The following is an 11,480-nucleotide window of genomic DNA, read 5'->3' as shown; positions in this document are numbered from 1 at the left end:
TCGACAAAGCCCGGCCAGTAGTTCACCGCCTCGTACCGGCGTCCGCGCGAGAGCGCCATACCGTCCTCCAACGACCCTGCTGTCATGCCCGCGAAAGGCGGGCAGCCAAATTCAGCGCCCGCGCGTGGAAACGCATTTGGCGCGGCGTCTAGACCCCCGCCTCGCGGGGGTGACACTCTCTTTCCCTACCGCGTCCCCAGTTCGTCGAGCAGGCGGCGCAGGAGCTTGCCGATGTCCTCCTGCTGGGCCGCCTGCACGTCGACCCAGTTGCGGATCTGCTGCTGCTCGGTGCGCATGTGGCCGACGAGGGCCTGGATGCCCTCGGCGAGCGTTGCGATCGCCGCCGCGTTCTTCTGATGATCGATCTGAGGCTGGCCGACCACGACCGCCTGCGGGGCGGCCTCTGGCTCGATGGCCGGCGTCGTCCTCACGTGGCTCGCCAAAAACTCCTCGAATTCCGAATAGAAGCGGTTCTGCGCCTGCCCGGCCTGCAGGTCGAGAAAGCCGAGAATGAGCGAGCTCGCGAGACCGAACAGCGACGAGGTGAACGACACGCTCATGCCGGCGATCGGGGCCGAGAGGCCGATCTTGAGGTCCTCGAACATCGAAGCGGTGTCCGAGCCGGTCTTCATGCTCTCGATCACGCCGCTGATCGAGTGCACCGTCTCGAGGAGGCCCCAGAAGGTGCCGAGCAGGCCGAGGAACACGAGGAGCCCGACCAGGTAGCGGAGGAGTTCGCGCCCCTCGTCGAGGCGGGTGGCGATCGAATCGAGGATGGCGCGCGTGGTCAGGGTCGAGAGGCCGCTCGCGCCCGCGCCGGCGTTGAGCATCGCCGCCATCGGCGCGAGGAGCAGCGGCTGCCTGACCTTGCGCCCCTCATATGCGCCGGTCAGCGAATTGACCCAGCGAATTTCGCGAAAAAGCCGGAAGACCTGCCGGAACGCGAACAGCGAGCCGATCCCGAGAACGCCGAGGATCAGTCCGTTGAGGCCGGGGTTGGCGGAGAAGGCGAGGGTGAGCTGTTTATACAGGATAAGGACGACGAATCCGACCAGCGCCAGGAACGCCGCCATCCCGACCAGAAAGATTCGGGGCGAGGTGAGAAGACGGATGTCCGGTTCGTTCGCCATGGCTCGCGAGGGGTCGGGTTCAGAAAAAGGCGGATAGCCCCTGACGATGGCCATAGCAAGTCTGGAAGGCGGCCCTGCGGCCGATAGCGCCCCGATGCGACGAGGAAGTCGGACACGCCGAAGGCTGGTCGCGGTGTCGGCTTCACTGGCGGTCGACCGTCGATTGGGACGTCAGATTGCCGGTTCATCCAGGCGAAAGTCACGGCCGCACAACGAGGGACAGCAGCCGAGGACCGGATTCGATGACCAAGTTCATCATCTCGGCCGCGCGACCGGCGGAATGTAGGTCTCCAGTTCCGGCGAAGGCAGTTCGACGACCTTGCCGAGTTCGGAGGAGCGATAGAGGCCATGAGCATTTCGGCGACGCCGACCCCGTCGACGAAGCTTTCCGCCGGCATGCGACGACGCCGAAAAGCGTCGCCCATGTGCCGATCTTCGCCGACATAGCCGTAGACGCCGGCCTCGTCTTCCAGAACCGCCATCAAGCCCTGCTCTGCGTTCTGCTTTTCGACGAGATCCTCTCCCTGTCGTCCGACGATGGCGCGCCACAGGAACACCTTGAGCCCCCCGGCCAGCGAGTTGAACTCCATCGCATACTCGGGCCCGAGCACCTCGATCGAAATGCGCAAGCCCGCGCCAACATAGGCCCACGAATTAGTCGCCTCCACCAACACCTCAGCTCCGTATGTGTCCTTGAACATGAGCGACGCGCGCGAGTAGTCCTCCGCGGGGCGGGAGCCTTAGTCGACTTCGGCGCCCATCAGCGCCTTCAGTTTCGGGACATACTCAGGTCGCGTCCATTTCAGGCTTCCGATCGTCGCGCTAAACAGGCTGGACGTCACTTGCCCATAATGTCGCGCCATCTCCATCGGAGCGGCGAACTGAAACGGTCTCGCCGGTCCGGCTCGACTTGACCGCGGCCAGGCAAAACTTCAGCGAAAAGAGGTTGCCGCGCGCGGAGTTCAGGGGTTCGCGGCCCTCTTCGATCGCGCACAGAAGCTCGCCCATGGTTCCAGCGAAGCCATCATTGAACCAGGTCCCTCTCAACTCGGGCCGAGCTACGCCAGCTTCGGTATGGAGCTCGACCGACTGGACGCCGAGGTCGGGGCCTCGACTCGAAATCGTTCCTCGCGTTCCCACGATCGCGGTTGCGTCGCTCGCGCCGTACCGGGTCGCTCCGTCGAAAACGAGCGACGCCTGGCCGCCGTCAAAGCTCACCAGCGCCTCGGCAAGCAAAGGGGGGCGCACGGTCTGTGAGGCGGCGCGGGCGACGGTCGCGCGGACCTGAAGCGGGCGCTCACCGACGACGCTCGCGAGGAAATCGAACCAGTGGATGCCGAAATCCCACAGCACGAGATCCTCGACCGCCTCGAAGGCGGTGCCGGCGATCCAGGCGTGATTCCAACGAATAGCCACATGCACGCCGACGACCTCCCCGATGAGCCCGGCGGCGACAGCGCCGCGCATGTAGGCCAGGTGAGGGGCCCAGCGGCCGTTCTGGTTGACCGCGAGCTTAACGCCCCGCCGCTCGGCCTCCTCGACCAGCATCTCGCCGGTCGCAAGGTCCTCGACGAACGGTTTCTGCGACAGGACATGCTTGCCGGCGGCGAAGGCGCGCCGCATCAGGTCGACCCGCACGTCGGGATGGGTCGCGATGTCGATGACCTCGGTCCGGCGATCGCCGAGCAACTCTTCGAAATTGTCGGTGGCCCGGCACCCGGGAAAGAAGGCGTCGCGCCGGGACCGCGCATGCTCCAGATTGCGCGAGCAGATCGAAACGACGTTCAGTCCGTGAGTTCGATAGGCGTCGAGATGGGCTGCGCTGATCCGCCCGGCGCCGACAAGGGCGATGCCGATCGAACGGTCATTCGGCATAGGCGGAAGATACGGCAGTTCCGGCGCCGGCGCGTCGGGAGCTGCCTTGGCCTTCAGCGCGTATTCGTCCGCCGAAGGTTCAGCTTTCGGCTCGGTCATGGGAACAACGGCAGGGTTCGCCGCTCCTTCGCCGAAAGCGCGGCGGCGCCGTCGATGCGCTGAGCGTTTCGGCAGATCGCAGGACCGAGCGGACCTTCGAATGCGACGGCATTGTCTTTGCCATCCAGCACGTATTGCGCGCGGAATGACGGCCCGAGTTTTTCCGCGTTTGGATTTTCATGCGCCTCGCGTAGCAGGTCGTCCATGTGCATATGCATTCTTTTCTCGCTCGCGCCGCGCTGCGCCCGGCAAAGCGCGATTTGCTCGCGCACACACGCTTCCGGCATTGCGCTCCTACTTCAGCCTCAGACGAATGCGCCCGTTGTCGATCTTGACGGGATAGGTGGCCAGATTGACGCAGACCGGCGCGCCCTTCGCCTCGCCGCTGGTGAAGTCAAAACGGCCATTGTGCATCGGACACTCGATGATCGTGCCCGAAACGAATCCGTCGGATAGGTCGACCTGCTCATGGGTGCAGAGACCATCGGTGGCGAAATATCGATCGTCTTCAGTGCGGTAAAGCGCATAGAGTTTCCCGTCGTGCTCGAAGCGTCCGACATCCTCGCGCGAAATCCGATCCGCGGGGCCGGCGTCGATCCAAGTCTCACTCATCTCATCTCCGTTTCCGTTGTATGAGCCGCCGGCGGGTCCACATCGCCATGCGGTGGGCGTCGAGACTTTCAGTCCAGCGAGAGGGGCTGATCGGGAACCGCGTCGAGGTCGGCGAAGTTGCGCACATCCATGAACGCCTTGATGAAGCGGTGCCTGAACATGAGCGCCTTATAGACGGGTTCCGGAAGCCGAGGTTCCGAGCTTGCCGCGATGTTGATCGCCGCGTAGCGCTGCTCGTGCATCGAGGTGATGGCCGTCGTGACGCCCGGATGCCAGAGTGCGAACTTGATCGCCAGGGCGGCGAGGCTGCTCGCATGTTCCGGGACGTAGCGCCGGAGGGCGTCGACCTTCGCGATATAGGACGCGCGAGGCACGGTGTCGTCGAAATACCCATGCCGAAAGTCTCCTGGCGGGAAGGTCGTCTCGGGCGTCAGGAATCCGGTCAGGCCGCCCTCGTCTAAAATGCAGCGCGCGATCACCGCGACGTCGTGCTTCTGGCAAAGCGGGACCAGATTCTCGAGGGCGATCGGATCGAAGATGTTGATGACCGTCTGGACGGAATCAATAACGCCGCTGATCACGATCGGCAGCACCATGTCGGACCGGTGATCGGGGACGGAGATTCCGATGGCGCGCACCTTGCCCGTTTCCTTCAGGGCTCTGAGCTCGTCGAGCCAATAGCCTTCCACCCCCCACGTCGGCCAGTAGGCGTGGAGTTGCAGGCAATCGATCACGTCGAGCCCAAGGGCGCGAAGCGACGCTTCGCAGCTTGCCGTGACCTGCCCCTTCGGCAGGGAGCGATCGACCGGGACGACCGTGCTCCATTGTGGGCCGCCCGCGAGGCCTTCGACCTTGGTCGCGACAAAGGGCGGCGGTCCGGACCACTGTTTGAGACCGCGGCCGAGGATCGCCTCCGACTCCCCATAGGCGCGCGCCGTATCGATGAAGTTGACGCCCTGATCGAGGGCGTAATGCAGCGCGCGGATATGGTCGGCTTCGGGCTGGCTGCCGAACCAACCTGCGAATCCCATGGCTCCGAAGCCGAGCCGGCTGACCTGACGATCGGTGCGGGGAAAAGTCGTGTGGTCCAAGGCGCCCATTCCTTTCCTCAGTGGTCGGTGCGATCCCCTGCGCTCGCGCGGCTTACAGGTTCAATGTCCGCCAGGTTGTACGCCCGCGCTCAATCTCCGCCCAAAGCGGCGTCATCGCCTCCATCGGGATCAGCGCTGAATTGCGGGCAGCGAGAGTGAACCCGGCCACGACGTCTCCGATGCGTTTGATCGCGAGATCGAGCATTTTCCGGCCGTCGGCCGCCGTGGCCGAGGCTGCGTCGGGATTCTGGGCGAACCGTCCGAGCCGATCGGAAGCGACTCGGCCGACGCGGTTGATGTCGATCAGATCGGGGTCGATCGCCAGCAATTGCGAGATCTCGTAGAAACCCGCGTGATCCCCCTGATAGCGACCCTCGACGAGTTCGGGGTCGCTGCACGCGAAGACTTCGAACGGATAGGCCGAAGAGAAGGCGCGCGCGACGGTGCGTAGGTCTTCCTGGTTTCCGCCGTGGTGCCCCGACACGACGAGCGCCGCCGCGAATCCGGCGTTCCGGAAAGCGCGAAGCTGGTACAGGAAAGCCTCCAGGACGACGTGCGGCGGCAGCGCCGCGAGCCGCGGATTGACGTCGCCCATGACCTCTCGAAGCCACGGCGCATGATAGCCAGTCTCGTGGACGTGATAGGCCATGGTGGAGCGACGATGCCGCCGAAGCGGCGCGCAGCCTCGTCGCAGAGATAGCGCGCCTTGATCGTGTCGAGCCCGAACGGCGCGATATGGCCGTGGGGTTCGCAAAGCCCGAGCGGAAGATAGACGATCGGACGCTCCGCGAGGCGGCGCTCGAATTCCTCGGGCAGAAGATATTCCCAAGCGACCGGCTCGGAGTTCATGGCGTCCTCGAAGATGACGGAACGAGGCTCTCATCGCCCGAGATCATCCACCGCAGCCGCCCGGCCAGCAAGCCGGACGCGCGCTCCGGCTCGATGCTTCACACTCGGGGACGTCAGGTTCGATCGTTTTTGATCACAAGACAACCCCAAGGACATCAAAAACAAAGAAAAGATGTTCGCGCGCGGCGTGCGCCTCCCGCAAGCGGCCTTTGCAATTGTTGAACGCGCGCCGACCCACAACCGAGTTATATCATGTAAAAATAAGAGCTTCGGTTCCTTGACGCCGAGCGTGGACAAGGCGGGCGCGCGACGGGGAAACATACCGTTTTGATAACGACTGATCATCTTTGCCCCCTGGGGGCCGTTTGAACGCGGTCCTGTCGGTTGAGGTCTTGATGCGATATGATTATAGACAACGTTGCGTTCCGCCCTGCAGCGCGGAAAGGGCCCGGCTTACGGGGCTCCAAGCATCAGCCCTTCCGGCGGCCAAACGCATGACGGCGACAGAAACCATTTCGCAAGTTCACGTGAAGCGAGACTACAGCCTCGTGGGCGAGAGCACGCGGCTTGCCCTGAAAACCGGCTTGGCGTCGGCCGACTGGTATCGGACGCCCGTCCCCCGAGAGGCGATGAAAGAGCTGATGAAGCGCTCGGACGGTCCGGCGATCCGCGACACCGTCGTCTGGCTCGGCGCGATGGCGGTCGGTCTTGCCGGCGGAATCTGGTTCTGGCCGACCTGGTGGTGCGTGCCGTTCTTCTTCGTCTACGGGACGCTTTACGGCTCCGCGAGCGACTCGCGCTGGCACGAATGCGGGCATCGCACCGCCTTCAAGACCCGGTGGATGAACGACGTCGTTTACGAGTTTGCCAGTTTCATGCTGATGCGCAACTCGGTGACCTGGCGCTGGAGCCACGCCCGACATCACACGGACACCATCATCGTCGGACGCGACGCCGAGATCGCGGTGATGCGGCCGCCGGACCTTGCGCGCGTCGTGCTCAACTTTTTCGGCCTCGTCGACGTGTGGCGGTCGCTCCCGACCCTCGTGCGAAACGCGGCGGGAATCCTGTCGGACGACGAGAAGAGTTTCATTCCGGCGTCGGAGCAGGGCAGGGCCGTGACCGTGGCGCGCGTGCATGTCGCCATTTACGCCGCGACGCTCGCGGCGGCGCTCGCGAGCTGGTCGGTGCTGCCGCTCATGGTGATCGGCCTGCCTCGCCTTTACGGAGCTTGGCACCTGGTGCTGGTGGGTCTCATTCAGCACGGCGGCCTCGCCGACAACGTCGTCGACTTCCGGCTGAATACCCGGACGGTTTACATGAATCCGATCAGCCGGTTCCTCTACTGGAACATGAATTACCATATCGAGCACCACATGTATCCGCTCGTTCCTTTCCATGCGTTACCCCGGCTGCATGAACTGGTGAACGACGACCTTCCTCGCGCGAACCCCTCGATATGGGACGCCTACCGCGAAATGATTCCGGCTTTCATCCGCCAACTGCGCGACGAGGACTATTCCATCCGGCGCGAGTTGCCGCCGACGGCGCGGCCCTATCGCGCCGCGCCTCAATTGTCTTCCGCCGGTGCGTCGGGATGACGCTTCAAGGCACGCGCCGTGCACAATCGAGGCGCACGACGAGCAGGGGGGACGCGACGGTTTCGGCGCCAAGCCCTGCTCGTCGGTCAATTGCGGGATCAAACGGCATGCGGGTGACCTTGAGCGACGTCGCTCGCGAAGCAGGCTTTTCGACCGCCACGGTCGAACGGGCGCTCAACAACCGTTCGGGGGTTCGCCGGCATACGCGAGAGATCGTCGTCAATGCGGCGCGGCGGCTTGGATATATTTCCGACCCCTCGCCATTCGAGACCCCGAGCGGCGACCTGTCGCCGGTTCGCCTCGAGTTCATTCTGCCCGAAGGGTCGAACATGTTCATTCGCGCGCTCCATGGGCAGCTCGAGGCTCAGGCTGGCTTACGCGAAGACGTCGCGGTGCGGATCACGGCGATCGAAGGGTTCAATCCCGACCGGCTCGCGCTGGCGCTGGCGAAGGTCCCAGGCAGCGCGCATGGCGTCGGGATCATAGCCCTCGATCACCCGACGGTTCGCGAAGCGATCCGAGGGCTCGCGGAGGCCGGCGTGAAAGTCGTCACCCTGGCCTCCGACATCCTGCACGTTCCGCGCATCGCCTACATTGGAATCGACAACCGAGCCGCAGGCCGGCTCGCAGGCTATCTCCTCGGACGTTTTCTGGGAGCATCCGAGCGGCGGAAAGTGGCGCTCTTTGCCGGGTCTCTCTCGTATCGCGGGCACGAAGAGCGTGAAATGGGTTTCCGGCACATCGTCAAGGAGGAATTTGCCAACCTTGAAATCGTTGAGCTGCGCGAAGTCAGGGACGACGCGGAGACGGCGTTCTTCGAGGCGACGCAACTCCTCCAGAGACATCCGGACTTGGCCGGAATCTACAATATAGGCGCAGGGAGCGAGGGAATCGCGCGGGCGCTCGACGGCCTCCCTTCGACAAAGCGGCCCGTCTACGTCGCGCACGACCTCACCGCAAACAACAGGGCGCGCCTTCTCGACGGCACGCTGGACGCCGTCATCGACCAGAATCCACGGGTCGAAGCGCGGGAGGCTCTGAATATCCTGAGCCACAGCATCAGAAATCTTCACTACGAGTATCATCCTCCGCGATTGCAGGTCATCTTCCGTGAGAACATGCCTGAGACATGAGCGAAGCGGCCTCAAATCCGTCGGACGCGGAGCTGTCGATCGCCGACTGAGGTCCAAGACCTCGCTCAACGGGAAAGCCGATCGCGCGCCCATCCGCCGAAGACCTCGATGCCGTTGCAGCTCAGGAAGGCCGGACGGCGCAATCTTTTCCGGAAGTTCGCCGGAAATGGACCGAAGGACGAAATCGGTCGTCCTTTGTGCGTCTCAATGACGCAGATCCGATGAATACATAAAGCGATAAAGATGATGTCTCTGGCAGCATACACAACGAAGTAAAAAGGGGGAGACGATGGCGCTCTCGCAAAGGCTGTTCGACGCGATCGTGGACGGGCATGCGCAGCTTGCGGAGTCCCTGGTCGAGGAGGAGCTGAAGGCCGGCGCCGATCCTGTGGCGCTCATTTCCGAGACGATGATCCCAGCGATGGACGAGGTCGGCAAGCTCTTCCGGGAGGAAGAGTTTTTCGTCCCCGAGCTGATGCTGGCCGGGCGGGCGATGAAGGCCGCGATGGAGCCGCTGCGGCCATTGCTGGCGGCCGCCGGGGCCAAACCCGTCGGGGTCGTTGTCGCTGGCGCGGTCAAGGGCGATCTGCACGACATCGGCAAGAACCTCGTCATCTCGATGCTGGAAGGCGCAAGCTTCAAGGTCGTCGACCTCGGCGCCGACGTGTGGCCGGAAAAGTTCGTCGAGGCGATCCGCGAGCACCATCCCCAGATCGTCTGCCTGTCGGCGCTTCTCACAACGACCATGACGGCCATGAGGACGACGGTCGAGGCGATCAAGGCCGCGGGCCTAAGACGCGACGTCAAGATCCTCGTGGGCGGCGCGCCCATTAGCGAGAGTTACGCGACGGAAATCGGCGCCGACGGTTACGGCGCGACGGCGACCGACGCGGTGGCGCTCGCCCGCAGGCAGGTGGGGCTTTCGAACTGACATGCGCGCCGAATTCACGCCGCGAGTCTTCTCGAACCTCGCGATCGGAAACGCGGACGATCTCGTCTTCGGCGTGGCGCCGCATCCGGTTCGGTGCGGTCTCGGGCTCGAGATCGGGTCGGGCAAGGTCTATCCGGAGGTCAATTTCACCCTTCCGACGATGGAGCTGACGGAGGCGACCTGGACGCAAGTCCGCGCCCATTACGAGGAAATTGGACGGCAGGTCGTGGCGAGGGCCGTGCGGCTGAAATCGCCCGGCCTCGTGCTCGAGTTCGAGCACTTGCCGCCCATGACCGAAAGACCGGAGTGGGGCGCGGAACTGACGCAGATCCTCAAGGCGCGCCTCATGGAGGCGCAGGAGAAGAGCGGTCTTCCCTCGGCTTTGCGTGTGACGCCGACCGATATCCGCGAGAAAGGCAAGCCGCCCCGATTACGGCGCGGCGAACCCTGCGAGACTCTGCTCCGCGCGTTCGAGGTTAGCGCCGAGGCCGGCGCGGACATCCTTTCGATCGAGTCGGTCGGGGGCAAGGCAGTGCATGACAAGGCGCTGGTGGTCGCCGACATCCCGGCGATCGCGTTCGCGCTCGGAGTGCTCGCTCCGCGAGACATGGCCTGGCTATGGGCGCGGATACGAGAAGTTTGCGAGAGGCGCCCGGGCGTCGTTCCTGGCGGCGATTCCGCCTGCGGATTCGCCAACACCGCCATGCACCTCGCTGGCCAGAAGATGCTGCCCGAAGTGCTGGCTGCGGTGGTTCGCGCCATGAGCGCGGCGCGCGCCCTGGTGGCGTTCGAGCAGGGCGCCCTCGGACCTTCGAAAGACTGCGCCTACGAAGGCCCGGTCATGAAGGCGATCGCCGGCGTGCCCATCGCGATGGAAGGCAAGTCGGCCGCCTGCGCGCATTTCAGTCCGGTCGGCAACATCGCGAGCGCGATGTGCGATCTGTGGAGCAACGAGTCGGTGCAGAACGTGCGGCTTCTCTCGGGAAACGCCCCGGAGGTTTTCGCCGAACTGCTCGAATACGATTGCCGCCTGATGAACGCCGCCTCGGCGAGCGGCCAGGCCAAGGCGCTACGCGATCTCATGACCTTGTCCGACGAATGGCTGAGCCCTCAGGCGGCGGTTCTGTCTCCGGCGGCGACGATCGAGATCGCGAGCGCGATCGTGTCGAAGACGGATCCCTACGACCGGACAGTCGCCGCGGGCAGGGCGGCGGTCGACCTTCTCGACCGCGGCGCGCGGGAAGGCCGGCTGGCGCTCGCCCGCAAGGAGCGGCAGTGGCTCGATCGAATCGGCGAGGCGCTCGAGGCGCTTCCGGCCGATTGGCGTGACCTTCAGGCTCAGCTCGAGCCCCAATACGGACATCTCTACGACAAGGAGAGCTATGGGCTCGCCTGACGCGACGGGGCAATCGGGAAGGCAGGAGTTGCGGAGATGAACGCCGAGAAAACAATCGGTCCGAAGCGCAAACGAGTGCTTGACGCGATCAACCACCGCACCCCCGATCGCGTTCCGGTGGACTTCGGCGGCTCGGCCGTCACCGGCGTTCACGCAAGCTGTGTCGCGAAACTCAGAGATCACTACGGGCTCGAGAAACGGCTGGTGAAAGTTCACGAGCCTTTTCAGATGCTGGGCCTGATCGAGGACGACCTCAAAGAGGCGATCGGCATCGACGTGACGCCGCTGCCTGGGCGCACCAACATGTTCGGCTTCGAGAACCGCGACTGGAGGCCATGGAACTTCAACGGGTTGGAAGTCCTGGTGCCTGAGGGCTTCCGGACAACGGTCGAACCGGAGAAAGGCGGGACGCTGATCTACCCCCAGGGCGACCTGAGCGCCCCCCCGAGCGGGCACATGCCGAAGGACGGCTTCTTCTTCGATTCGATCATCCGCCAGAAGCCGCTCGACCTCGACCATCTCGATCCTGAGGACAACACCGAGCAGTATGCGCCGCTGACCGACGCTCAGCTCGACGGGATCGAAGAGGACGCGCGGGCCGTCAGCACTGGCGACACCGCCGTTTTCGCGTCGCTGGTGAACACCGCGCTCGGCGACAACGCCATCGTCCCCGGCCCGGACCACACCGATCCCAAGGGCGAGCGCGACGTCGCCGAGTGGTACATGCTGACCGCGAGCCACCCGGAGGTCGTGCACAAGATCT

The 11,480-nt window shown here is 64.3% G+C and carries 11 protein-coding genes and 1 pseudogene; 5 read left to right on the top strand and 7 right to left on the bottom strand.

The features are described 5' to 3' along the window. Positions 1 to 185: 185 nt before the first annotated feature. The 7 genes and pseudogenes from ACLP25_RS13685 to ACLP25_RS13655 form a co-directional block, all read right to left on the bottom strand. Positions 186 to 1,130: a MotA/TolQ/ExbB proton channel family protein gene (locus tag ACLP25_RS13685; protein ID WP_442469740.1), complete on the bottom strand. Its 945-nt coding sequence runs from the start codon at positions 1,128 to 1,130 to the stop codon at positions 186 to 188. A gap of 822 nt (positions 1,131 to 1,952) precedes the next feature. Then, positions 1,953 to 3,104 carry a Gfo/Idh/MocA family protein gene (locus ACLP25_RS13680; RefSeq protein WP_442469739.1) on the bottom strand — a complete coding sequence of 384 codons (1,152 nt, stop codon included), beginning with the start codon at positions 3,102 to 3,104 and terminating at the stop codon, positions 1,953 to 1,955. Beyond that, complete coding sequence (locus ACLP25_RS13675) at positions 3,101 to 3,391, bottom strand: hypothetical protein (RefSeq protein ID WP_442469738.1); 291 nt, start codon at positions 3,389 to 3,391, stop codon at positions 3,101 to 3,103. Before ACLP25_RS13675 ends, ACLP25_RS13680 begins: the two co-directional genes overlap by 4 nt. Positions 3,392 to 3,398: 7 nt before the next feature. Next, the gene (locus ACLP25_RS13670; protein ID WP_442469737.1) at positions 3,399 to 3,716 is read right to left on the bottom strand and encodes a MocE family 2Fe-2S type ferredoxin; all 318 of its coding nucleotides are present in this window, start codon (positions 3,714 to 3,716) and stop codon (positions 3,399 to 3,401) included. 68 nt (positions 3,717 to 3,784) lie between these two features. Continuing rightward, positions 3,785 to 4,807, bottom strand: a complete 1,023-nt coding sequence (locus ACLP25_RS13665; protein ID WP_442469736.1) for an aldo/keto reductase — start codon at positions 4,805 to 4,807, stop codon at positions 3,785 to 3,787. 52 nt (positions 4,808 to 4,859) lie between these two features. After that, entirely contained in the window at positions 4,860 to 5,456 is a 597-nt protein-coding gene (locus ACLP25_RS13660; protein WP_442469735.1) for a creatininase family protein, read from the bottom strand. 44 nt (positions 5,457 to 5,500) lie between these two features. Next, positions 5,501 to 5,656, bottom strand: a pseudogene (locus tag ACLP25_RS13655) (creatininase family protein); the annotation flags it as partial. Positions 5,657 to 6,150: 494 nt separating this feature from the next. Here ACLP25_RS13655 and ACLP25_RS13650 point away from each other — a divergent pair. The 5 genes from ACLP25_RS13650 to ACLP25_RS13630 all read left to right on the top strand — a co-directional run. Continuing rightward, positions 6,151 to 7,257 carry a fatty acid desaturase family protein gene (locus ACLP25_RS13650; RefSeq protein WP_442469734.1) on the top strand — a complete coding sequence of 369 codons (1,107 nt, stop codon included), beginning with the start codon at positions 6,151 to 6,153 and terminating at the stop codon, positions 7,255 to 7,257. Positions 7,258 to 7,364: 107 nt separating this feature from the next. After that, complete coding sequence (locus ACLP25_RS13645; RefSeq protein ID WP_442469733.1) at positions 7,365 to 8,390, top strand: LacI family DNA-binding transcriptional regulator; 1,026 nt, start codon at positions 7,365 to 7,367, stop codon at positions 8,388 to 8,390. Positions 8,391 to 8,679: 289 nt separating this feature from the next. Then, on the top strand, positions 8,680 to 9,321 hold the full coding sequence (locus ACLP25_RS13640) for a corrinoid protein (protein ID WP_442469732.1): 642 nt from the start codon (positions 8,680 to 8,682) through the stop codon (positions 9,319 to 9,321). Position 9,322: 1 nt separating this feature from the next. After that, positions 9,323 to 10,717, top strand: coding sequence for a methyltransferase MtaB domain-containing protein (locus ACLP25_RS13635; RefSeq protein WP_442469731.1), 1,395 nt, complete (start codon positions 9,323 to 9,325; stop codon positions 10,715 to 10,717). Positions 10,718 to 10,753: 36 nt separating this feature from the next. Further along, the coding region (locus tag ACLP25_RS13630) for a hypothetical protein (protein ID WP_442469730.1) at positions 10,754 to 11,480 on the top strand (727 nt) is incomplete at its 3' end.

Origin of the sequence: Roseiarcus sp. (assembly GCF_052145395.1) — a bacterium.
Classification (GTDB): Bacteria; Pseudomonadota; Alphaproteobacteria; order Rhizobiales; family Beijerinckiaceae; genus Roseiarcus.
Note: the sequence above shows the minus strand (reverse complement) of the source record. Positions and strands in the feature narration are given on the sequence as shown.